Source organism: Kitasatospora sp. NPDC001261 (assembly GCF_042896795.1).
Taxonomy (GTDB): domain Bacteria; phylum Actinomycetota; class Actinomycetes; order Streptomycetales; family Streptomycetaceae; genus Kitasatospora.
Map to the genome: position 1 here is coordinate 189344 of NZ_JBIAXP010000003.1, position 24419 is coordinate 213762.

At 76.3% G+C, this 24419-nt stretch carries 13 protein-coding genes; 9 read left to right on the forward strand and 4 right to left on the reverse strand.

The genetic code is table 11. The features are described from left to right. Positions 1-43 precede the first annotated feature (43 nt). Both fes and fhuB read right to left on the reverse strand, forming a co-directional pair. Positions 44-1153 (reverse strand): enterochelin esterase, encoded by a 1110-nt coding sequence (gene fes, locus ACFY4B_RS05860; protein ID WP_387966625.1) that lies wholly within the window; start codon positions 1151-1153, stop codon positions 44-46. Positions 1154-1173: 20 nt separating this feature from the next. Continuing rightward, complete coding sequence (gene fhuB, locus ACFY4B_RS05865) at positions 1174-3366, reverse strand: Fe(3+)-hydroxamate ABC transporter permease FhuB (protein WP_387966626.1); 2193 nt, start codon at positions 3364-3366, stop codon at positions 1174-1176. Between the two features lie 107 nt (positions 3367-3473). Here fhuB and ACFY4B_RS05870 point away from each other — a divergent pair, with 107 nt between their 5' ends. From ACFY4B_RS05870 to ACFY4B_RS05905, 8 genes are all read left to right on the forward strand, one after another. After that, positions 3474-4502 carry an ABC transporter substrate-binding protein gene (locus ACFY4B_RS05870; RefSeq protein WP_049658516.1) on the forward strand — a complete coding sequence of 343 codons (1029 nt, stop codon included), beginning with the start codon at positions 3474-3476 and terminating at the stop codon, positions 4500-4502. A 27-nt stretch (positions 4503-4529) separates the two neighbouring features. Next, positions 4530-5312, forward strand: a complete 783-nt coding sequence (locus ACFY4B_RS05875) for an ABC transporter ATP-binding protein (protein WP_049658517.1) — start codon at positions 4530-4532, stop codon at positions 5310-5312. A 248-nt stretch (positions 5313-5560) separates the two neighbouring features. Next, positions 5561-6418 (forward strand): DUF4132 domain-containing protein, encoded by an 858-nt coding sequence (locus tag ACFY4B_RS05880; protein WP_049658519.1) that lies wholly within the window; start codon positions 5561-5563, stop codon positions 6416-6418. Then, a complete protein-coding gene (locus ACFY4B_RS05885; RefSeq protein WP_387966627.1) occupies positions 6415-11514 on the forward strand; it encodes a hypothetical protein in 5100 nt (1699 codons plus the stop codon). The genes ACFY4B_RS05880 and ACFY4B_RS05885 overlap by 4 nt, the downstream gene beginning before the upstream one ends. Continuing rightward, positions 11511-12674 carry an AAA family ATPase gene (locus ACFY4B_RS05890; RefSeq protein WP_387966628.1) on the forward strand — a complete coding sequence of 388 codons (1164 nt, stop codon included), beginning with the start codon at positions 11511-11513 and terminating at the stop codon, positions 12672-12674. Before ACFY4B_RS05885 ends, ACFY4B_RS05890 begins: the two co-directional genes overlap by 4 nt. A gap of 4 nt (positions 12675-12678) precedes the next feature. Next, positions 12679-16299: a DUF5682 family protein gene (locus tag ACFY4B_RS05895; protein WP_387966629.1), complete on the forward strand. Its 3621-nt coding sequence runs from the start codon at positions 12679-12681 to the stop codon at positions 16297-16299. Between the two features lie 2 nt (positions 16300-16301). Continuing rightward, on the forward strand, positions 16302-18209 hold the full coding sequence (locus tag ACFY4B_RS05900) for a hypothetical protein (RefSeq protein ID WP_387966630.1): 1908 nt from the start codon (positions 16302-16304) through the stop codon (positions 18207-18209). 325 nt (positions 18210-18534) lie between these two features. Next, entirely contained in the window at positions 18535-18993 is a 459-nt protein-coding gene (locus ACFY4B_RS05905) for a MarR family winged helix-turn-helix transcriptional regulator (RefSeq protein ID WP_049660429.1), read from the forward strand. A gap of 124 nt (positions 18994-19117) precedes the next feature. On the opposite strand, the gene ACFY4B_RS05910 is transcribed toward ACFY4B_RS05905, so the two are convergent. Both ACFY4B_RS05910 and ACFY4B_RS05915 read right to left on the reverse strand, forming a co-directional pair. Continuing rightward, positions 19118-20968 (reverse strand): ATP-binding protein, encoded by a 1851-nt coding sequence (locus ACFY4B_RS05910; protein WP_387966631.1) that lies wholly within the window; start codon positions 20966-20968, stop codon positions 19118-19120. A gap of 502 nt (positions 20969-21470) precedes the next feature. Beyond that, complete coding sequence (locus ACFY4B_RS05915) at positions 21471-22748, reverse strand: acyl-CoA dehydrogenase family protein (protein ID WP_063780157.1); 1278 nt, start codon at positions 22746-22748, stop codon at positions 21471-21473. A gap of 467 nt (positions 22749-23215) precedes the next feature. Here ACFY4B_RS05915 and ACFY4B_RS05920 point away from each other — a divergent pair, with 467 nt between their 5' ends. Next, on the forward strand, positions 23216-24289 hold the full coding sequence (locus tag ACFY4B_RS05920) for a GAF domain-containing protein (protein ID WP_079272425.1): 1074 nt from the start codon (positions 23216-23218) through the stop codon (positions 24287-24289). Positions 24290-24419 lie beyond the last annotated feature (130 nt).

Genomic DNA, 24419 nt, shown 5'->3' on the forward strand with positions numbered 1-24419 from the left:
CCCGGACCGCCGCCGACCGCCCGCGGACCGGCTGGTCCGCAGGTCACCGGCCGCCCAGCAGGTGGGCGAGCCCGTCGGCCAGGCCGCCGCGCCAACAGGCGTAGTCGTGGCCGCCGTTGAACTCGCGGTAGGCGAGGTCGTAGCCGCGGGCGGTGAGGACGTCGCGCAAGTGGCGGTTCTGGGCGAGCAGCATCCACTCCTGGAGCCCGACCTCGATCCAGAAGCGGGCCGGGCGCCGCTGTTCGGCGGCGAGGCGGCGGGTCAGCCACTCGCTGCCGACGTCGAACTCGGTCTCGTCGGGCCACCAGAAGGAGCCGGACTGGGAGAGCGCGTTGCCGAAGCGCTCCGGGCGGCGGTAGGCCGCGTAGGCGGCGGTGAGGCCGCCCGCGCTCTGGCCCGCGACCACGGTGTCGGCGGGGTCGGTGCTCGCGCCGAACTCCGTTGCGGCCCAGGGGAGGAGGCGGTCGGCGAGGAGGTCGACGAAGGCCGGGTTGCAGCTCAGGTCGTCCGGCCGCTGCGGGCCCATGGTGTGCACGAGCAGGGCGACGGTCGGCGGGATCGCGCCGTCCGCCGCCAGGTTGTCGAGGGTGTCGCCGACGGACAGCACCCCGCCCCACATCTCGCCGTCCAGCAGCACCGCGACCGGGTACGGTCCGCCGTCCGCGCGGTGCCCGGCCGGGAGGTGGACGTCCACCCGCCGGCCGGCCGCCGTGTGCGCGACCGTCCGCCCGCGCGGCACGCCCTCGCGCCGCACCACGTACGGCTGCGCGGGCGCGGCGGGCAGGCTGAGCACGGAGGAGGGGTGCCGGCCGTCGCGGGCGGGCAGCCGGGGTTCGGTGTCGTACGGGTCGGGGCGGGCCCGGTCCAGGACGCGCAGCCAGTCGGCGCGGGTGGTGCCGGGGGCCTCGCCCCGGAAGGGGTACAGCTGGTAGGAGGCGCGGTGGTCCTCGCGCAGCCGGTAGGTGATCGACCAGCTTCCGTCGGCCTGACGCGCCATCAGGTGCGGTGTCAGGTCCCCGGCGTGGCGGTCCTTGTCGGTGACGGTGTGCAGCAGGGCGAGCACGCCGTCGCAGTCGGCCTCCCGGTGGGTGAAGGTGACCAGGCGGTAGGCGGGGTCGTCGGGGTCGAGGGCGACGACGGGCGGGGCTTCCACGGTGGGTTCTCCAGGGGTGGTCACGCGGGGCTGCCCTTGCGGCTGAGCAGCACCCAGAGCAGGAACGGGCCGCCGAGGACGGTGGTGACGATGCCGACGGGGATCTCCACCCCGCCGAGCAGCACCCGTCCCAGGGTGTCCGCGAGGACGACGAGCAGGGCGCCGGTGAGGGCCGAGCCGAGCACCGGCACCCGTGCGGGTCCGGCCAGCCGCCCGGCGACCACCGGCGCGGCCAGTGCCACGAAGCCGACCGGCCCGCAGACGCCGACCGCCAGCCCGGCCAGGGCGACGGCCAGCAGCAGGCAGGCGAGCCGCACCCGGCCCGGGTCGACGCCGAGCGCCGAGGCGACGCTGTCGTCGAAGCGCAGCACCGCCAGCCGCCGGGCCGCCACCAGGGCGAGCGGCACCAGTACGGCCAGCCCGACCAGGACGGGCGTGGCGATCGCGAGGTCCCGGCCGTTGAGGCTGCCGGAGGTCCAAACGTACAGCGATCCGGCCGAGTTGAGCGAGCGGCGGGCCAGCGCGACCTGGATCACCGCCGAGGCCAGCGCGGACATCGCGAGGCCGACGACCAGCACCCGATAGCCGCGCGCGCCGAGCCCGCCGGAGACCAGGGTGACCACCAGGACGGCGGCCAGCGCGCCGAGCGGTCCGGCCCACCAGGCGCCGAAGGTGCCGGAGGCGGTGGCCGAGATCAGCACGGCCGCGGTCGCGCCGTCGTTGACGCCGAGGAGTTCGGGGGTGGCCAGGCGGTTGCGGGCGAGGGTCTGGGTCAGGCAGCCGGCCAGGCCGAGCGCGGCCCCGGCGGCGAGGGCGGCGACGATCCGGCCGAGCCGGAACTTCTGCACCAGCAGCACGTCGAGGCGGTCGCCGTAGCCGAACACGGCCTGGAAGGTGCGGCCGAGGTCGAGTTCGCTCTGCCCGGCGTGGGCGGCGACCACCACGGCGGCGAGCAGGGCGGCGGCCAGGCCGAACGAGGCGGCCAGCGCCCGGCGGGGGAGCAGCAGCGACCAGGCGCCGTACCGCAGTGCCAGGTCAGGCTTCGGGGCGGGTGGTTCGGCCCGCCGTCCGGCCGGCGGGGTGGCCTCGGCCGGGTCGCTGAGGGCGAGCGCGGCGGAGCGCCGGGAGCGGACGATGGCGATCAGGGCCGGGGCGCCGACGAGGGCGACGATCACCGACACCGGTGCCTCGTACGGCCTGGCCACCACCCGGGCCAGCACGTCGGCGCCGGTCAGCACGGCCGCGCCGAACAGTCCGGCGAGCAGGGTCAGTCGGCCGATCCGCGGACCGGCGAGGGACCGGGCGAGGAAGCCGGCCAGCAGGCCGAGGAAGGACACCGGCCCGGCCATGGCGACCGCGGAGGCGGTCAGCAGGGTGACCGCGACGGCGACCGCGGCCCGGGTGGCGCCGGGGCGGTGGCCGAGGCCGCGGGCCAGGTCGTCGCCGAGTGCCAGGGCGGTGAGCGGCCGGGTGGTGAGCGCGGCGAGCAGGAAGCCGGCGCCGAGGACGGGGGTGAGCCGGGCGAGTGTGCTCCAGCCCTCCACCCCGGCCAGTGAGCCGAGCACCCAGACCCGGTAACGGTCGTAGGCCTCGGGCGAGTTGACGATCAGCACGCCGGTGAGCCCGCCGAAGGTGGCGCCGACCGCGGAGCCGCCCAGCACCAGCCGCATCGGCGAGCCGCCGCCCCGGCTGCCCGCGATCAGCAGCACCAGCGCGCTGGCGAGCACGGCGCCGCCGAAGGCGAAGGCGAGGTAGCCGTAGGAGCTCTGGACGCCGAGTACGGCGATGCCGAGCACCACGCCCAGCGAGGCGCCGGCGTTGACGCCGAGCAGGCCGGTCTCGGCCAGCGGGTTGCGGGTGACGGACTGCAGCTGCGCCCCGGCGACGCCGAGCGCCGCGCCGACCAGCAGCGCGGTGAGGGTGCGCGGCAGTCGCAGGTCGCCGACGACCAGGGCCAGTCGGCCGTCGGCGCGGGCGCCGTCGTGGTTCAGCAGGTAGTCCAGCACCCGGCCGGGGCCGACCTCGCCGGCGCCGACCGACAGCGAGAGCGCGGCCAGGGCGAGCAGGAGCACCACCGCCGCCGTGACGGCCGGCCAGGTGGGGCGGGTGCCCTCCGGGCGGCCCCCGGGCCCCTCCGGGCGGCCCCCGGGCCGTCGGGGCTCCGGCGCGGTGGCGGGGGGCGCCTTGGTGACGCCGGCTTGCGACAATGTCATAAGGTAAGGCTAACCTAATGGTCGAGTCCGTCCCGCGGGGCCCCTCCGCCCCGCCGAACAACCCGGACGCCGCTCAACTCCCGTACCACCGTTGCCCGGAGGCACCCATGCCGTTCGCCCGTCGCCCGCTCAGCCCCGTCCGCCGCCGTGCGGCCCAGGCGCTGGCCGTCACCGGGGCGGCCGCGCTCCTGCTCACCGGCTGCGGCTCCTCCGGCTCCTCCTCCTCGGGTTCGTCCACGGCCGCCTCCCCGGCGGCCGACGCGGCGGGCGGCGGCAAGGGCGGCGACACCGGCAAGCGCACCGTCAAGGACGCCACCGGCAAGGCCGTCGAGGTCCCCGCCGAGCCCAAGCGGATCGTCACCCTCACCCAGGAGGACCTGGACGCGGTGCTCGCCCTCGGCGTCAAGCCGGCCGGCATCACCAACGGCCAGGGGCTGGCCGAGCCGCCCGCGTACCTCAAGGACAAGGTGCAGGGCGTCCCGGTGGTCGGGAACCTGCTCCAGCCCGTGATGGACAAGGTGATCGCCGCCAAGCCCGACCTGATCCTGGCCGGCGACATGCAGGACGAGCAGGTGCTCAAGCAGCTGCGCGAGATCACCCCCGCCACGCTGGTCACCATGGCGCCCACCGACGACTGGAAGCTCGCCTTCCGGGGCATCGGCAACGCCGTCAACAAGCTCGACCAGGCCAACAAGGTGATCGGCGACTACGAGGCCAAGGCCGCCAAGGCGGGCGGCGAGCTCGGCAAGAACAAGGGCGCCGCCGTCTCCATCGTCCGCTGGAACCCCACCGGCCCGAGCTGGATGGAGAAGAAGCAGTTCGCCAGCGGCGTCGCCCTGGACATGGGCCTGACCCGCCCGGCCGCGCAGGACAAGGACGGCAACGCCCACAGCCCGGCGCTCAGCCTGGAGAAGCTCAACGAGATCGACGGCGACTGGCTGTTCCTCTCCACCCTGACCGACGACGGCAAGACCGCGCTCAAGGACGTCCAGTCCAAGCCCGCCTACCAGGAGCTGGGCGCGGTGAAGAACAACCACGCCGTCACCGTGGACGGCTCGGTCTGGTCCACCCGGGGCGGCCCGCTCGCCGCGGACGTCGTCATCGGCGACCTCGCCAAGGCGCTCGGCGGCAGCTGAGCGGGCGCCGGTCGAGGGGGAGCTGCCATGGAGTTGACGATCCAGGGACTCAGCGCCGGCTACGGGCCGGGGCGCCCGGTGCTCGGCGGCGTCGACCTCACCGTCCCGGCCGGCCGGGTGGTGGCGGTGGTCGGGCCGAACGGCTGCGGGAAGTCCACCCTGCTGCGGTCCGTCGCGCGGCTGCACCGGCCGGACGGCGGGCGGGTCCTGGTCGGCGGCGAGGACGTGTGGCGGCTGCGCCCGCGCCAGGCCGCCCACCGGGTCGCGCTGCTGCCGCAGAGCCCGCAGGCCCCGGAGGCGGTGACCGTCGCCGGACTCGTCCGCTACGGCCGCCACCCGCACCAGGGACTCTTCCGGCAGTGGTCGGCGGAGGATGAGCGGCTGACCGCCGAGGCCCTGCGCGCCACCGGCGTGGAGGAGTTGGCCGACCGCCGGCTCGACCGGCTCTCCGGCGGCCAGCGCCAGCGCTGCTGGCTGGCCATGGTGCTCGCCCAGGACACCCCGGTGGTGCTGCTCGACGAGCCGACCAGCGCGCTCGACCTCGGGCACGCGGTGGAGGTGCTGGAGCTGGTCCGCCGGGTCGCGGCGGGCGGGCGGACGGTGGTCATGGTGCTGCACGACCTCGCGGCGGCCGCCCGGTACGCGGACCTGCTGGTCGCGCTGCGGGACGGCGCGGTGGTGGCCTGCGGGCCGCCGCGCGAGGTGGTGGACGCTCCGCTGGTGCGGGCGCTGTACGACATCGACAGCCATGTGCTCGCGGCGCCGGGGGACGGCGCGCCGGTCATCGTGCCCCGGGCGCCGCTGGGCTGACGGGGCGGGGGCCGAGGGGTCGTCGGGGCCGGGGGACGGGCGGGGCGGAAGGACGGGCGGGGCGGCTGCGTGGGGGCAGCCGCCCCGCCTTTTTCGTCTCTTCGATCACCCGTTCGAGTGGTTTGAAGTCTGCATGTCACGGCCGGAGTTCACCCCGCCCGTCGCATTGTCAGTGGGCCTCGCTACGTTCCTCGCATCGCTGGTCAGCAGGCGATCGACAGGTGTTTCCCGGTGGGAGGAGTACGGCCGTGGCATGGGTGGAGACGGACGCGGGAGGGTACCGCGTGGCGCTCGACGGGGAGGGCAGGGTGGCGTGCCGCAACGCGGCGGGCCGAGACCTCAAGTCCCTGCCGTCGAAGCTCGGTGACGACCGCGTGGTCGTCCAGCTCAAGCAGCTCGCCGAGTGGCTGGCCGCGCACGAGCGGGGCTGCCTGGAGGACGTCGAGCGCTGGATGGTCCGCTCGCTGCCGGTGCCCGCCGCGGTGCTCACCGCCGTGTGGCCGGACGAGGCCTGGCAGGGCGTCCTGAAGGACCTCGTGGTCACCGCCGTGGACGGCTCCGTGGCCGGCTTCCTGCGCGGCGCCGACGCCGAGCGCGGCCTCGGCCTGGTCGACCTGGACGGCGACACCGTGCGCCTCACCGACGGCGAGGTGCTGATACCGCACCCCGTCCTGCTCGAAGACCTCGACGAGCTGCGCGAGTTCGCCGTCGAGCTCGGCGTCTCCCAGCGCGTCCAGCAGCTCTACCGCGAGGTCTGGCACCGGCCCGCCGACGGGTCGGCCGGCACCGAGGTCACCACCTACGCCGGCGGCCGCTACCGGGAGCTGCGCGAGCTGGTCGGGCGCTGCAACCGGCTCGGCTGCCGGGTCCGCGGCGGCTCCGCCGTCCAGTCGGTCACCGAGGGCGGGCGCACCGTCGAGGCCCGGGTCTGGGTCGGCGACTACTACGAGTACGACGCGTGCGAGACGGGCGCGCTCAGCTGGGCCGGCCCGGACGGCCGGGCCCTGCCGCTCACCGAGGTCGGACCGGTCGCCTGGTCCGAGGGCATGCGGATGGCCGCCGCCCTGTACGCCGGCCGCACGATCCAGGGGGAGGAAGCCGCATGACCGCCACCGGCCTGACCACGACCACCACCAACCCGGGCGGCAACGGCGCCGACCGCGCCGCGACGCCCGAGGAGCTGCTCGACGCCGGGGCCGTGCTCCCGTCCGGCACCCTGCCCGACGCCGGCCGCCCCGACAGCGCCGCCGACGTGCTCACCGCCCGCACCTACACCCACCCCGCGCTCGACGGCCGCCGGATCGTCCGGCTCGTCCCCGGCGCGCTCGGCCCGGCCGAGGACCTCGCCCTCGACTTCCTCGGCCTGGCGCCGGAGGCCGGGGCCGCCGAGGTCGGCCAGGTCCGCCAGGAGGCGCTCGGCTTCCCCGCCTGGGCACTGGTCCACGACCCGGCCAACGGCCACCACGCGCTCGCCCTGGTCAAGGAGCTGGAGCGGATCGCCCGCCAGGCCGCCTCCAAGCCCGGCGCCGCCAAGGACGGCTTCGACGAGCTCGCCACCCGCCTCGGCCGCGCCGTCCCGCACTTCCTGCCCACCTTCTGCGAGGAGGTCGGCCGGATCTTCCTCGGCCACGGCAACCAGACCTACGCCGCCGCCTGGTTCGGCAAGGCCCGCGAGGCCGAGCGCACCCACGGCCTGACGGTGGACGAGGAGCGGCTGCGCGCCGTCTTCCTGGAGTTCGCCCTGGCCGGCGCGCTCACCGTCAAGTCGCTGCGCCAGTACGTCAAGGAGCTCGCCCAGCGGCTCGACCCGCTGACCGCCTGGCAGCGCTTCCGCCAGCTGTGCACCGAGCGCTCCGCGGCCGGCATGGCCCCGTATGCCGGGATCGCCGAGGACGCCCGTGCCCTGATCAAGGCCGCCGGACTGGACCGCACCGAGCACGAACGGGCGCTGCTCGCCGAGCTGCTGGACTCCCCGGCGGTCAACCGGGCGCCCGCCGCGTTCTGGAAGTCCTGGCACGGCGCGCTGGTCGAGCTCGGCCGCGACGACACGGCGGTCCGCACCCGACTGCTGGAACTGCTGCCCGACCCGGCCTCCGCCGACCCGGCCCCGCACGACACCGCCTGGCTGGCGGTGCTCGCCGAGACCGGCGCCGAGGAACTGCTCACCGGCCCCCGCGCCGAGGGCGCCGAGCCCGCCGCCGCATGGCTCCAGCGCTGGTGCCACCACCACGGCCGCGGCTGGCGCAACCGGCCCAGCTGCCCGGCCACCCTCGCGCTGGCCGGCCGGATGGTCGAGCGGCTGAAGGCCGACGCCGTCCCGGTGGACCTCCACACCGGCATCCGCGCCAGCCACACCCGGATCGACCTGCTGGACCTGCTGCTGGCCGCGGGCGTGCCGGTGGCCGACCCGCCCGGCGGCCTCGGCTTCGACCTGCGCGACTGGGCGGCGCAGAGCGGCCCCGACAGCTCCGCCCTCACCGCCGTCGGCGCCGACGCGCGCTACCGGCCGCTGCTGCGCCGGGCCACCCCGCCCGCCTGGGAGACGGCCGTCCGGCGCCAGGCCCCCGCCGTGCCGCTGCTGAACGAGCTGTTCGCGGAGTGGGCCGAGGAGCGCGCCGAGGAGCTGACCGCCGCCCGCGGCCTGGCCGGCGCCGCCGACCTGGTCCGGTCGATCGGCCAGTACCACACCGCCATCCGGACGGTCGCCCCGGCCGTCGCCGAGCGGATCGCCGCCCTCGACGTCACCGCGCTGCTCACCGACGCCCTCCGGGCCGGAATCCTGGACGAACTCGGCTGGCCCGCCCTGGAGGAGGCGCTCGGCAAACTCGCCGACCCGCCCGCCGACGACGCCCCGCAGCACCCCGTCCCCAGCCTGGCCGGCGCCGGCCTGAGCGACCTGCTCATCGAGGACGCCTGGCCGCACCTGATCCTCGCCCGCCTCGACCGGGCCGTCGTGGTCGGCCCGCAGGGCATCGTGCTGGAGCACACCCTGCGGCTGCCCGAGCGGCCGTCGCACGAGCGCAACCGGACCAGGCTGCGCTTCGTCGACGGCGAACTGCTGGTCGTCTGGTCCGAGGAGGGCAAGCAGCTCGCGTACTGGTCCAGCCGCCCGGACGAGCGGTTCGAGCTGGAGGGCGAGACCATCGCCGGCTACTACTACCGCGACCGCGAGCCCGAGGCGCCCTCCCTCCAACTGCCCGGCGGCGGCCGCACCACCGGCGAGCGCCCGCTGCACGCCGGCGACACCCGGATGCCCCACGAGCACCCCGTCCTCGGCGACGGCACCGGCTACTGGACGATGCGCCGCACCGCCGAGGGCGAGGCCGTCCTGCGCGAACTCGACCCGGCCACCGGCACCCTGGGGCGCACCGCCGAACCGCCGGTGATCGCCGCCACCGCCCACGCCGGCCGACTGGTCCAGCGCAGCACCTGGCTGCTGCCGCTCCAGCCCGGCCTGGAGCGGACCCCGCTCGGCACCGACGGCACCGTGCTCGGCAACTGGGTCAGGACGGAGCCCGGCAAGGCCGTCACCGCCTTCACGGCCGACGGTCACCGCATCGAGCTGCCGCTGGCCGGTCACCGGACGGACACCGTCCCGGTGGCCAGGCTCGCCCTGCCCGGCGCGGCCGCCCCGGTGGTCAGCCACACCTCCGGCGAGCACTTCTCGCTCAACCTGCCCGACCTCACCGGCCAGGCCGACCGCACCGTCGACCTGCGCCCCGGCCGCTCCGGCGAGCTCTCCGCCGCGGGCACCCCGCTCATCCCGCCGTACCCGCACTGGCACGCCCTGCGCCCGCGCGACGAGGCGGGCTCGCAGGCACTGCGCGCCGTCACCGCCGAGCAGGCCGCCCGGCTGGTCGACGCCGCCTGGCCGGTCGACACCGAACCCGTCCCGGCCGGCGAGCGGTGCTGGCTCACCGTCCAGGGCGTGCGCCGCCCGCTCGCCCGGCGCACCTCGCGCACCCTGCCCGTCCCGGAGGTCGGCGCGATCCTGCCCGGCATCGCCCACCCGCGGCTGCTGGCCGGCGTCGCCGGGCTCGCCCGCACCGCCGCCGACCTACTGGACCGGGTCGCCCGGTTCGTCCCGCAGCCGGAGGCCGAGCGCCCCGGCAAGGCGAAGAACGCCGAGTGGCGGCCCGACCACGGCCGCGACCACGAACTGCGCGACGCCGTGCGCGCCGTGCTGCCCGAGATCGGCGGCTTCGGCAACAACTGGGGCTCCGAGGAGCGCTGCCGGGTGCTCAACAACCTGCGCGCCGTCACCGCCGTGCTGGCCGCCCCGCCCGCCGCCGAGGGCGAGGGCTGGACCAGCCCCGCCACCGTCACCCTGCACAACGGCAGCGTCAGTTACGGCTGGCTCCGGCTGCTCGGCCGGATCCACGCGCTGGCCTACGCGGTGGCCTCGCCGTTCACCGAGCCCGCCCACCGCTCCTCGCTGGTCCTGCTGCTCGGTGAGCTGACCAGGGGCCCGTTGGCCGACCGCGGCGCCACCCTGCGCGAGATCGTCCTCGCCGAGCAGGTGCCGCCGGCCCCGAACGCCACCGGCCCCCGGCCGGTCACGCCCCGCGAGGGCGAGGTGCTGCGGCACGGCGGGCGCACCGTCGTCATCATCGGCCACCAGCGCCAGGTCGCCGACGGCTGGGTGCACTGGCTCGCCGTCGACCACGACCCGAGCGGGGAGTTCGGCCCCGTCGCGCACTTCACCACCCTCGAGGAGCGCGGCACCGAGGAACTGGTCGACGCCGCCTGGGTCGCCAAGTTCTGGCGGGTCGCCGCGCTGCACGGATCCGTCCCCCGGGACGCGGCCAGGGCGGAGGCCTTCAACGAGCTCACCGGCATCGGCACCGCCCGCTCCGCCCTGCTGCTCAGCCCGCCGTCCGGCCTGCTGTACTGGACGGACATCTCCGCGCCCACCGAACTCGGCCTCAAGGCCGCCGAGTTCAAGGCCGCCCGGGCCTGGCTGCGCGGGCACGACCACAACGGCCTCGCCGCCGTCTGGGGCGCCCTGCTGCCCGCCGACCCGAAGACCTTGTGGACCGAGGGCCCCGACATCGCCGCCGGCGCCGAGGAGTGGATCCGGCGCTTCGGACGGCTCGTCACCCTCCCCGAGGAGGCCCTGGCCACCGTCCAGGGCGTGTCCATCGACACCGTCGAGGCGGTGCTCAACCCCGCCCACACCCCGTGGCTGGCCGGCCGCACCGGCTTCCGGTTCACCGAGGTGGACGGGGTCGGCCAGCGGCTGACGCCCGAGGACGAGTCCGCCGTCCCCGAGACCGGCGCCCTCGGCTCCACCATCGCCGCGCTGCGCTGGCTCGCCTACCACCTGCCCGCCGACAGCCCGCTGCGCCCGCTGCTGCCCACCGCCGCCGCCGCGCTGCGCGACCGCCTCGCCGACCCGGAGCTGCTGCTCGACCTCGACCTGGTGCGCACCGTCAAGGGCGCCTCGCTGGCCGCCGTCCTGCGCACCCACTTCGGCCTGCCCACCGAGGGCGGGGCCGACCGGGACGGCCTGGTCCACTGCGGCCCGGCGCTCGTCCTGACGCCGTACCACGAGGACTACGAGCGGATCTGGCTGCGCCCGGCCGCCCTCACCGGCCCGGACGACCCACTGCTCGAACTGCTCGACGGGCTCTCCAGCAGCTACTGGTTCTCCGCCGAGCGGGGCGCCATCGAAGCCGTGCTGCGCGGCGAGCCGGAGCAACTGGCCGCCTCCGCCGCCTCGGTGCCGGCCCCCGGCGAGGGCCCGGCCTGGCTGCAGAACCCGCTGCTGTCCGTCCCCGAGCTGGTCGCCGAGGTGTCCCGCACCCACGGCCTGGGCGAGGACGCGGCCACGCTCTACCTCCAACTGCTCGCCCTGCCCGACCCGACCGACCGCAACGCCGCCCGCTGGACGGGCTGGAAGCCCGCCCGGCTGAAGAAGGCCCGCGCCGAACTCGCCGCCAGCGGCCTGGTGCTGGAGGCCAAGCGCTCCCGGGCCGGCCGCAGCCTCTTCCTGCCCGGCGGCTGGCAGGAGGCCAAGTCGCCCGCCCTGCCCGCCGAGACATGGAAGGCCGCCCTCTACGAACTGCCCACCCACCGGCCCGCGCTGGTCCCCCTGCCCGTCCCCGAGCTGTTCGCCCGGGCCTGGCAGCGGACCGTCGACGGCGACGCCCCCGGATACGAAGAGCTCCAGACCGGCAAGCGCAGGAAGGCCCGCCGATGACCGCCACCGAGACCACCAAGGGCGCCGCCGCCCCCGCCGCGGCCGACCGGCAGACCGTCCCGCCCGAGGAGAAGTACGCCGCCGAACTGGAGTTCCTGGCCGCCCACGACAGCGGCCCGCGCCCGCCCGGCTGGCTCCTGACCCCGCGCGCCGTGGTCACCTTCGTGATGGGCAGCGGCGGCGAGAAGCTCAAGGCCGGGCGCAAGGGCCTGATCATCGAGCCGAAGTTCGTCGGCGAGCGCGCCCTGGTCGAACGCTGCGTCGTCACCCTCGCCGGGGAGCGCGGCCTGCTGCTCGTCGGCGAGCCCGGCACCGCCAAGTCCATGCTCTCCGAGCTGCTCGCCGCCGCCGTCTGCGGCAGCAGCGCGCTCACCGTCCAGGGCACCGCCGGCACCACCGAGGACCAGCTCAAGTACGGCTGGAACTACGCCCTGCTGCTCGCCAAGGGGCCCAGCCGGGAGGCCCTCGTGCCCTCGCCGGTGCTCACCGCGATGACCACCGGCGCGGTCGCCCGGGTCGAGGAGGTCACCCGCTGCCTGCCCGAGGTGCAGGACGCGCTGGTCTCGCTGCTCTCGGAGCGGCGCATCGCCGTCCCCGAACTGGCCGGCACCCCGGACGGCCAACTGCACGCCGCGGCCGGCTTCACCCTGATCGCCACCGCCAACCTGCGGGACAAGGGCGTCAGCGAGATGTCCGCGGCGCTCAAGCGGCGGTTCAACTTCGAGACGGTCGGCCCGATCGGCAGCCTCGCCGCCGAGGTCGACCTGGTCCGCCGCCAGTCCACCGCCGCCGTGGCCCGGGCCGGTGCCGCCTACGCGGTGGACGACGCCGTCCTGGAGGCCCTGGTCACGGCCTTCCGGGACTTGCGCAGCGGCCGGTCCACCGAAGGCTGGGACGTCGAACGCCCGTCCACCGTGATGAGCACCGCCGAGGCGGTCTCCGTCGCCACCGCGCTCGGCGTCAGCGCCGCCTACCTGCCCGACGGCGGGGACCTGCTCGGCCGGCTGCCCGGCCAGCTCCTCGGCGTGGTCCGCAAGGACGAGCCGTCCGACGCGGCCCGGCTGCTCGGCTACTGGGACGGCCCGGTTCGCCGTCGCGCCGAGCAGGGCGCCGCCACCTGGCGCACCCTGTGGGACCTCCGCCCGGCACTGGAGGCCTGATCCGATGAGCAGCGCGGAGACCACCCGCCCGGACGACGCGGACCAGGCGGAGCACCCGGACCAGGCGGTCCGGGCCGAGGCCGACCGGCTGGCCGCTGCCGGCACCGGTCGCCCCGGCCCCTACCTGATCGGCGTGCGCCACCACGCGCCGTCCCTCAGCGCGGTGGTCCCCGCGCTGCTCGACGCCGCCCGGCCGGACGTCGTCCTGGTCGAGCTGCCCGCCGAGTTCCAGCCCTGGCTCGGCCCGCTCGCCGACGAGGCCACCCGGGCCCCGGTCGCCCTCGCGGCGGCCCCGGCCGGGCCCGAGGAGGCGGCCGGGCCCGCCTTCTACCCGTTCGCCGACTTCTCCCCAGAGCTCGCCGCCCTGCGCTGGGCCCGGCGCAACGGGGTGGAGGCCGTCGCCTGCGACCTCCCGCTCGCCCACCGCGCCGCCCGCACGGCGGAGCGCGGGCGCACCGATCGGATCCCGGACGCACCCGGCGTCGCCGACGCGCTGCGCCACCGCCTCACCGGCCGGGACTCCGACGAGGACCTGTGGGACCGCCTGGTCGAGACGGCCGCCCCCGGCTCCACCCCGGAGGCCGTCCGGCGCGCGGCCCTGCTGGTCGGCTGGGCACTGCGCCGGGACGCCGAGACCGGCCCCGGCGTCGACCCGTACGACCTGCGCCGCGAGGCCTGGATGCGGTCCCGTATCCAGGCCGCCTCGGTCGGCGGGCGCCGGGTCGCCGCCGTGATCGGCGCCTTCCACGCCCCCGCCCTGCTCGGCGGTCCCCTCGCCACCGAGGAGCCGCCGCACCCGGACGACCCCGGGCACGTCCTGTCCCTGATCCCGTACACCTACCCGCTGCTCGACGCCCGCTCCGGCTACCCGGCGGGCATCCGCGACCCGGAGTGGCAGCACACCGTCCTCGACGCCGGCGGCGACCCGGAACGCCTCGCCGAGGCGCTCACCACCACCGCCGTCCGGATCTGCGCCGCGCTGCGCGTCCAGGACCACCCCAGCGGCCCGGCCGACGCCCGCGAGATCGTCCGGCTGGCCGGCGACCTCGCCCGGCTGCGCGGCCACGCCGCCCCCGGCCGCGGCGAACTCGTCGAAGCGGTGCAGACCGTCCTCGCCCAGGGCGAACCCCTCGGCCGCGGCCGGGCCGTCGCCCGCGCCCTCGAACAGGTCCTGGTCGGCACCCGCACCGGCCGCCCGACCCCCGCCGCCCCGCGCAGCGGACTCGCCCCCGCCGTCGAGACCCTCCTCGCCGACCTCGGCCTCCCCGGCCCCGGTGACCCCGGCCCGCGCGACCTGCGTCTCGACCCGCTGCGCAGCGGCCTCGACCGCAGCCGCGAGATCCTCCTGCACCGCCTCACCGCCTGCGAGGTCCCCTACGGCGAGCCCGTCGCCACCACCGGCGCCGGCGGCACCGAAACCCTCGGCACCCGCTGGCGCCTGCACTGGACGCCCGCCACCGCCGCCATGCTCACCGTCGCCGGCACCCGCGGCGTCACCCCCGCCCAGGCCGCCGAAGGCGCCCTGCGCGCCCGCCTCACCGACCAGCCGACCCCGCGCGAGATCATCGACGGCCTCACCGCCGCCGCCTCCTGCGCCCTCCCCGCCCTCACCGAGGCCCGTCTCACCCAACTCACCACCCTCCTCCCCGCCTCCGCCACCCTCCCCGACCTCCTCGACGCCCTCGCCCTCCTCGACCGCCTGACCGCGGGCCACTTCCCCGGCCACACCCCGGCGGGAGCGGCGGAAGGCCCCGTCGCCGCAGACGACGGCACGCCCGTGGCCGGCGCCCCCGTGGCCGGCCCGCCCGTGCTCGTCGCGGCCGGGGAGGTGCTCACCGTCGCCGCCGTGCGGCAGTTGGAGGGCCTGGGCGGGTCGGACGATCCGCAGGACGCGCGGGCGCTGGTGGAGCTGGTACGGCGGGCGGACCGGCTCGGCGGGGTGCGGCTGGCGTACGTGCTGGCCGGGCTCGCCGAGCAGGGGAGCCCGCTGGTGCGGGGTGCGGCCGGCGCGGTGCGGGTGCTGCTCGGCCAGGAGCCGGCCGAGGTGCTGGGCGGCCGGGCCGCCTCGTGGGTGGACGGCGCGACCGCTCCGGAGGCGCGACAGGCGCTCGGGCGGGCGCTGGTCGGCCTGCTGACGGCCGCGGAGGGGCTGTTCGACTCCGCGCCGCAGGCACTGGAACCGCTGCTGGAGCGGGTCACCTCGCTGCCCGACGACGCCTTCCTGGACCGGCTGCCCGCGCTGCGCGGCGGGTTCGACACGCTCAGCCCGGCCGCCCGGGACCGGCTGCTGGCCCTGGTCGAGGAGCGTCTGGGCGCCCGGCTCGCCGCCCTGCCCGAGGAGGCCGGCCCCGCTGTGCTCGCCGGCTGGGTGCGCGCGGACCTCGCGGCGCGTGCGGCGCTCGTCCGTCGCGGCCTCCTGCCCGCAACGCCCGCGCAGCCCGCGGCCATTGCACCGTCGGTTACGGCTTCGGCTATGGCCGAGGTGCCGCACATCCCCGACCCCGACCCCGCCCGTACCCTCGCCCCCGCCGAGCGTTGGCGGCTGCTCCTCGGCCGCCCCGGCAGCGGCGGCCTGACCGGTCGCGGTGCCCGACTCGCCACCGCCCTGGACGAGTTGTACGGCGGCGGCCACGGCGAGGGCTCCGGCCCGGGCCTGGACAGCCGGGGAGGCAAGGGCGGCCGCGAGGCCCCGTACCCCGGTGTGCGGGAGTGGGCCGAGGAACTGGAGTCGCTGTTCGGCCCCGGCGTGCGCGAGGAGGTGCTGGCCGCCGCCGTCGCCCAGGGCCGCACCGACGTCCTGGAGACGATCGACCCGTCCGCCGTCCGCCCGTCCGTCGAGCTGCTGCGCACCGTGCTGGACCACGCGGGCGGTCTGCCCGAGGCCCGGGTGGCCCGGCTGCGCCCGCTGGTGCGGCGCCTGGTGGACGAACTGAGCCGGGAGCTGGCCACCCGGCTGCGCCCGGCCCTGACCGGGATCGCCGTGCCGCGCCCGTCCCGCCGCCCGGGTGGCGGGCTGGACCTCGACCGGACCATCCGGGCCAACCTGGCCACCGCCCGCCCCGCGCCGAACGGCGGCACCCTGATCGTGCCCGAGCGCCCGGTCTTCCGGACCAGGGCGCGGCAGGCCAACGACTGGCGGCTGATCCTGGTCGTGGACGTCTCCGGGTCGATGGAGGCCTCCACGGTGTGGGCCGCGCTGACGGCCTCGATCCTGGCCGGGGTGCCCTCCCTGAGCACCCACTTCGTCGCCTTCTCCACCGAGGTCCTGGACCTCACGGAGCGGGTGGACGATCCGCTGGGCCTGCTGCTGGAGGTGAGCGTCGGCGGCGGCACCAGCATCGCGAGCGGGCTGCGCTACGCGCGGGAGCTGGTGACGGTGCCGTCCCGCACGCTGGTCGCGGTGGTCAGCGACTTCGAGGAGGGCGGGCCGGTCGGCGGGCTGCTGGCCCAGACCCGGGCCCTGGTGGACTCCGGCGTGCACCTGCTCGGCTGCGCGGCGCTGGACGACACCGGGACGGCCCGCTACTCGAAGGCGGTCGCGGGCCAACTGGTCGCGGCCGGAATGCCCGTGGCGGCGTTGAGCCCGCTGGAACTGGCCCGCTGGGTGGGGGAGAAGGTGCGATGAGCGTGACGGCGCGGACGAGCGACTGGCCGGGTGTGCGGCCCGAGGTGGTCGCCGAGGTGGTGGCCGGGCTGAGTGCCCGGTTGCAGAAGCGGCTGGACGGCGCGGCGGCGAAGCTGGCGGAGCGGCCCGTGGCCCGGGAAGGCGACGAGTGGCGGGTGGAGGTGGACGAGGAGACGGTGCTCGTGCTGCACGCCCCGGGCGGGGTGGTCGCGGCGGAGGCCGGCGTCCGCTGCGGCTGCCTGCTCGCCCCGGCCTGCGTGCACCGGGCCGCGGCGGTCACCCTCTGCCCGCTCGCCGAGGCCGGGGCCGAGGCCGAGCCGGGGCCGGAGCCCGAGCAGGAGCCCGAGCCCAGGAGTGACACGGACGGCGCGTCAGGGGAGCCGAACGACCGGCCGGCCGCCGACCCGATCGCCGCCGACCCGCTCACCGCCGTCGAACTCGCCGCCGTCCGCCACCTCCACCGGGCCGCGGCCGCCGTCCTGGCCGCCGGGGTGAGCGGGGCGGGCGCCGTCTCCCAGGCCGAACTGCTGCGCGCCGCCCACCGGGCGCGCCTCGCGGGCCTGCACCGCCCGGCCGCGGCGGCCGTCACCGTCGCGACCAGGGTCCGGGCGGCGCGCTCCGGCGCGCCCGACCACCGCCTGGTGGACCTGGTCGCGGGCCTGCGCGAACTCCTCGGCCTCACCACCGCCCTGGCCACCGGCACCGCGCCGGTCGCCGAGCTGCGCGGCACCGCACGCCAGGCCTACCGGGAGGAGGGCGGTCTGCGGCTCTACGGCCTGTTCGCCGAGCCGGTGCTGACGGCCACCCATGCCGGTGCGGTCAGCTGGGCGGTGGACGCCGACGGGCGCCTCAGCACGATCGCCGAGGTGATGCCGCACGACGACGCGGCGGCCGCCGCCCCGCAGGCGGTCGGGGCGGGCAACCGGACGGTCCGGTTGGGCGACGCCGCGCTCAGCCACCGTGAGTTCAGCCGCGCGGGGCTGGCCGTCCAGGGCGCGACCAGGTCCGGTGGTGGTCGGCTGGGCGCCGGGGCCTCGGTCCGGGCGGTGCGGGCGACGGGCGCGGCATGGACGGCGGAGCCGGCCGCCCGGCTCTGGTCGGAACCGGCCTCCGCCCAGGTGGCCCGGGCACTCGCGGCGCAGGAACTGCCGTACGAGAGCCGCCCGGCCGGGAGCGACCTGCTCTTCCTGGACGTCACCCTGCTGGGTACGGCCCCCGGCCCGGGCGGTGCACCGCAGCTGCTGGCGCGCTGCACGGCGAGCGGTGCGCAGGGCGGTCCGGTGATCGTCCTGCGTCCGGCGCACGAGCACCCCGACCTGCCGTTCCGGGCGAACCTCGCGCTGCTCGCCACCGCCCCCGGCCTGCGACTGCGGGTGATCGGTCGGCTGGAGCGCGCGGACCGTCCGGAGCTGCGTCTGCTCGCGATCGGTACACCCCCGGCCGCCCCCGACCCGCTCGCCCTGTCCGCGGACCGGGCGGGCCGGGTCAACCTCGGCCTCGAACGCCTCCAGACCGCCGACCTCGCCGCGTCCGCGACGGCCTCCGCCACGGTCGGCGAGTCGGCGGACGGGTTGGAGGACGGATCGACCACCCCGGCGCCGTACGGCCCGCCCGTCCACGTGCTCGGCCGCCGGGTCGAGCAGACGGTCACCACCGGTCGGCACGCCCTCGCCCCGAGCGAGGCCTCGGCGGCGGCCGACCGCGGTCTGCTGCGCGCCGCCGGGCTGGCCACCGCCGCCGAACTCCTCGACGGCCTGCGGGCCTCCGCCGCCAACCAGCAGCGCGACGTCTTCGGCCGGATCGTCACCGACGACCACGAGGATTTCGCCACCGCCTGGCTGACCGCGGCCTCCTACACCGAGGAACTGGCCACGGCGCTGTGCGCGTCGGCCTGGTCCGGGGAGGGGTGAGGAGCCGGTCGTGTGCGGCCCCGTGGTGTCCTTCGACGCCCCGGGTGACGAGCGGGCCGGACCCTCGTGCGGGGTCCGGTCGCTCACCGCAGAACGGCCTCCGCCCCGCCGTCGCGGCGGCTGACGGCCCGGAGCGGAGGCCCGCGACGGGGAACCGGCGGGGGTATAAGCCGAACTATTTGCACAGTCCGATATTCCGCGCCAAATGGCATACTTGTCACAGGAAGACACGGGACGAAACCTCGTACGAGACCCCGGACGAGAGACCTCACGCGGGGCCGCGTCCGGCACACGGTACGAGCAGCGCGACGGAAGGGTAGGCGTCATGGGAATCCGCGACGATGCGGCCGAGATCCGGGCCCGCGGCTGGCGGACGCTCGCCGCGCTGCACGGCATGATCGACACCGCGCTGGAGAAGGCGCTCCAGGCCGAGTTCAAGCTCTCGGTGGTCGAGTACACGGTGCTGGAGGCGCTCTCCCGCCAGGACGGCTGGCACATGCGGATGCAGCAGCTGGCCCGCGCGGCGGCGCTGAGCAGCAGTGCGACCACCCGGCTGGTGAGCCGCCTGGAGGACCGGGGCCTGCTCGGCCGGTTCCTCTGCGCGGACGACCGGCGCGGCATCTACACCGAGCTGACGCCCGAAGGCCGCGACCTGCTGACGGCGGCTCGCCCGGTGCACGACGCCGCCCTGGAGGCGACGCTGGCCGAGGCCACCGAGGTCCCGGAGCTGGCCCCGCTGGTCGGGTCGCTCGCCGAACTCCACCCGGTCCACGCCAACGCCTGAGCCCCGCACCGACGGCTGAGACCGAGGCGGGCCGCCCACGGAAGCGGTCCGCCCGGCCCGGATCGTCCGGCAGCACCTTGACCTCGCCCAGCGCCGAGCGGTCGAAGCGCAGGTCGAAGCGGCGTCACCGCCACTCCTCGGCCTCCCGGACGGTGGGGGAGTCCGCAGAGGCCCGCTGCGGGGCGGAAGGGGCGGAAGGGGCGGACAGGGCGGGGTGTTGCGCCCCGTACACGGGCGTCGCCGGGCCGAGCTGCCCGGCCGGGCCGGCGTCCCGGGCCCGTTGCGGCACGGCCGCTTGGGCGTGCGGTGCACCGTCCGAGCCGTCGTCGGGCCGTGGTGCCGGGCGGCGCTGGTCCACCGCGGGGCTGCCCGACAGGTCGTACATGCGCGGCAGCACGGGCCGGGGCACGACCACGGCGCCGGGGAGTCCGGGGATCTCGGCGCCGACGGCCAGGCCTCCGTTGGCGGGCGCCTCGGCACCGCCGACCCCGGCGGCACCCGTCCCGGCACCCGTCCCGGCACCCGTCCCGGCAGCCGTCCCGGCAGCCGCCCCGGCAGCCGCCCCGGCGCCGTCCGCGCCGTAGGGGACGGCCGGGGCCCCCGGGGCGCCGAACGGTCCCGGGCCCGCCTGGCTCCCGCCCGGCAGCCCGCCGTGCCCTGCGGCCGTCGCACCCGGCGGCTCCTGCCCGAGGGCTTCGGACGCGGAGCCGCCCCCGACCCCCGCCCCCGCCCCAGCGTCCGCTCCCGCCCCCGCCCCCGCGTCCGCTCCGGCCCCTGCCCCCACGTCGGTCACGGGAGCCCGGGTGATCCGGGCCCCCGAGGGCAGCCCGGACACCGCGGCCGACTGCGCTGCCTGCTCCAGCAGCGCCGAGGGCACCAGCACCGCGGCCCGGGTGCCGCCGTACGGGGACGGGTGCAGGGTGACCCGGACGTCGTGCCGGGCGGCCAGGTGCGCGACGACGAACAGGCCGAGCCGCAGGTCGTCGCCGAGCGCGGAGACGTCCAGGTCGGGCGGGGCGGCCAGGTACGCGTTGAGGCGCTGGTACTCCGTCTCGGTCATGCCGAGTCCGCGGTCCTCGACCTCGACCGCCAGGCCCTCGGGCACCTCCTTCGCGGAGATCTGCACCTGGGTGTACGGCGGGGAGAAGGTGGTGCCGTTCTCGATCAGTTCGGCGACCAGGTGGATGACGTCGGCGACGGCCTGCCCGCCGAGCGAGACGCGCGGCACGCCCCGGACGACGACCCGGGAGTAGCTCTCGGTCTCCGAGACGGCGCTGCGCAGCACGTTGACCACGGGTACGGCGTTGCGCCAGCGCCGGGCGGGGAGGTCGCCGCCGAGGATGACGAGGTTCTCGGCGTTGCGCCGCATCCGGGTGGCCAGGTGGTCGACCGCGAACAGTTCGCGCAGCAGTTCCGGGTCCTCGTGCTCGCGCTCCAGCGCGTCCAGCATGCTGATCTGCCGGTGGATCAGGATCTGGGTGCGCCGGGCGATGTTGAGGAAGACCTTCTTCGTCCCCTCGCGGCCCTGGGCCTGGTGGACGATGGCGGCGACCGCGGCCTGCCGGACGGCGGCGAGGCCCTCCGAGGCCTGCTGGACGTCGTCGCCGGTCCGTCGGGAGGGTGTCCAGGCGGCCGGGGCGGGTACCTGCTCCCCGGCGCGCAGCCGCCCGACCACCTCGGGGATCTCCTGCTCGGCGAGCGCCATGGTGTCGGCCCGCAGTTCGGACAGCCGCGCGGACAGTGCCCAGGCGGTCCGGATGCCGCGGACCAGGCTGATCAGCACCACCGCGGCGACGACCGCGCTGCCGGCCAGCAGCGCGGTGCGCTGGCCGGAGTCGCGCAGCAGGTAGGCGGCGTAGCCCCAGGCGGCGGCGAGGCCCAGGCTGGGGACCAGTACGGCGGCGAGGAGCGGGCTGCGGAGCGAGCCGGACCGCCCGGCGCGGTGGCCGGTGCGGGGGGCCGGTATGCCTGGCATCTGATTCCTTGCTGCAGGGCCGAGTCGCGGGGCCGGGTCGTGGAACCCGGCCGTGGGGCCGGGCCGTCGAACCCGACCGCGGGGCCGGGTCGTGGAACCCGGTCCTGGAACCGGGTCGTGGGGCCTGGCCGCGGGACCGGCGCGCCGGTTCGGACCGGTGGGTCCGAGCGGCGGGCCGACCCGTACGGCGCGGCCGGGTCGCAGGGAGCCGGGGCCGGGATCCGTCGGAGCCGGTGACGTGGTGTCACCGGTCCGGCGGGGTGCAGCACGGCCGCCGACGGCACGGAACGCTATCAGCCCGTGGTGCGGTCGGCGCAATATCAACTGGCTCTGCGCACAAGGCCGATGGCCTCGCGACGGTGCCCGCGCCGGACGCTCCGCCGGCGCGAAGCCGCAGCTCACGGCCCTCGGTCGGGTCGGGCCGACGGCCCTCGGAGGTCGGGGACGGCCACGGCAAGGATGCGACAGGAACAGGTCAAGTCGCGCCGCGGCGGGCGGGATCTCAGCCCGCCAGCGGCATCGGCAGCACCCGTCCGCCCAGGCCTGGCGGCTTCTCCACGTGGGCCTCCCGCTGGGCGGCGAGTTCGCTCCAGGGCCAGCTGGTCAGCTCGGACAGCTCCGCCGACCACTGCTTGCCGTACGTGCCCGAGGCGAACTGCCCGAGCCGCAGCCGCTGGACGTCCGAGGTGCCGGCCGGCGGGTAGACGTGGGTGGCGTCCCGCAGGTAGCGCTCGATACGGAACTCGGGCTGGAGGCCGCGGGCGGCGTGGATCTCCATGGCGTTGCGCGCGGAGTCCAGCGCGTACTCGGTGTTGATGAGCTTGGCGTTCATCAGCTCGGCGTCGCAGGCGCGGCCGTGGTCGAGCAGGTGGGAGGCGTGGTAGGCGGCGAGCCTGGCGGTCATCAGCCGGGACTGCATCTCACCCAACTTGAGCATGATGTTCGGGAGTTGGTTGATCGGCCGGCCGTACAGGACGCGCCCCTCGGCGAACCGGACGGTGTCCTCGACGATCGCGGTGTGGATGCCGAGCGCGACGGCGGCGAGGTTGATCCGGCCGTAGAGGGTGGAGGAGGAGTAGGCGACGTCCAGTCCCCGCCCCTCCCGGCCGAGCCGGTTTCCGGCCGGGATGCGGCAGTCCTCCAGGATGATCTCGCCGAAGCTGAAGCCGTGCAGCCCGCTCTGGGAGCCGGGGGAGCCGGTCCGGAACCCGGGGCGGTCGCTCTCGACCAGGAAGGCGGACAGGCCCCGGCTGCCCTGGCCGGTGCGCAGCACCACGCCGTGCACGTCCCCGATGTGGGAGTTGCCGACGAACCACTTGCGGCCGTTGAGCACGTACTCGTCGCCGTCGCGGACCGCGGTGCCGGTCATCCCGAGCACGTGCCCGCCGGACTCCGGCTCGGTGACGGCGATGGTCGGCAGGCACTCTCCGGAGGCGAACTTCGGCAGCCACGTGCGGCGTTGGGCCTGGGAGCCGTAGTGGAGGACCTTGGCCACGCCCAGCTGGGAGGCCTGCGCGATCGAGCCCGCGGCCCCGCTGACCCGGGCCAGCTCCTCGATGATCACGGTCTTGGCGACGTGCCCCAGCCCGAGGCCGCCGAACTCCCGGGGAATCGTCACGCCGATCCAGCCCTGCCGGGCGATCTCCCTGGCCAGCTCGACCTCGATCGTCCGCTCGGCCTCCATCCTGGCCACCCGCGGACGCACCTCCTTCTCCGCGAAGTCACGGACCTCGGCGCGAAGGCCCTCGTGACGGTCGTCGGTGAAGTAGTCCATCGCCATGCTCCGGTCCTCTCGATACGTGTGGTGCCGTGCCTCCGTCCGTGCCGTCGATGCCGCTCCGGCGACCCCTACGGGGGGCGGTGGGTGTGCGGGGGTGTCGGCCGGTCGCCCCGGTGCGATCGGCGCATGCGTCACCGGGCGGTGTCCCGGTGACGGGAACCGTCCGTGTCTTCGGCAGGGCTCATTGTTGTATGGGGTACCGGGGCATCCCAGAGTCGATCTTGGATTGGCGCGATTCGGCCCGTCCCCGTCGGGAGGGGTTTCGTCCGGGCGCCGGGCGGGAATCGATCTTCGCTTCCGTGACGGTCCGTCGACCGGTCGTCCACATGCGGTTTTGACGAGCCATCGGCAAGGCTCCGGTGCGGCTCCGGCCGGGCGCTGGAAGGACTCCGGAAGGACATCGGCAGGACTGAAGAACGGTCGATCGGACCCGCCCGGGCGTTCTGATGTCTGGTTACATGTGCGCCATGACAGATGTGATGAGCACTCAAGGCCAGTTCCCGGGTGCCTCCGGGGAGTCCGCGCGAACCCGCAGGCTGCGCGGCCTTGGGCTCAACGACCCGTCCGCGGACGAGGCCTTCGACCGCTTCGCCCACCTGGCAGCCAGTATCACGCGCGCTCCCATTGCGATGGTCAACTTCATCAACGACGAACGCCAGATGTTCCGGGGGCTCTACATTCCGCCAAGTTCGGCCGACGCCGCGGCCGAGGACGGATCGTCCTGGGCGGAACGCGGCATCGCCTTCGACCTCCCCACCCGCGAGATGCCGCTGAGCCACGGCTTCTGCCCGCACGTGGTCGCCCAGCGCTCCCCCCTCGCCCTCGACGACATCCTCGCCTACCCCCGGTTCGCGGGGAACCCGGTGGTGGACGAACTCGGCGTCCGCGCCTACCTCGGCGCCCCGCTCGTCGACGACACCAACACCGTCATCGGCACCGTCTGCGTGCTCGACCGGGAACCCCGGCAGTGGGGGCGCGAGCGGCTGCGCGACATCCAGCACCTCGCCGAGGCGCTGCTCTCCGAGATCCGGCTGCGCGACAGCCTGCTCGCCCAGCGCCAGGAGATGTTCGCCGCCTTCGACGGCTCGCCGTACCCCATCCTGCTCACCGAGGGCCCGGGCCAGGAGATCCGCTACGCCAACGCCCAGCACGCCGACACCTTCGGCGCGCCGACGGCGTACGGGACGATCGGCGCCGCGTACCCGCAGCTCGGCGCGGCGGGCCTCGAACAGACCGTCGTGGAGGCGTACCGCACCGGTCGCACCGCCGTCCTCGACAACGTCCGGATGCAGGCCGCCCGCCCGGACGCCCAGCGCGGCCGGCAGGTCTTCAGCTTCACCTGCACCCCGCTGCGGGCCGCGCTCACCGGCCGGATCAACGGCGTCCTCACCGTCGGCATGGACATCACCGCCCAGTCCCGCACCGAGGAAGAACTCGGCACGCTGGCCGCCCTGCTCGTCGACCGGCTCCAGCAGAGCGGCGGCTCCGTGCCCGGACGATCGGCCATCGCGGGCGAGGCCGGTCCCGTCCTGCCCGGCTGAACCCCGGCCGGTGCGGACCGCCCACCGCCGTGGTGGGGCGCCTCTCACCCCCGTGGAGAGGACCCCGCCACGGTGTCGGTGCGGTGCCGATGGTGTCGGCGCGGTACCGCCCGGGCCCGTCCGGTATCGG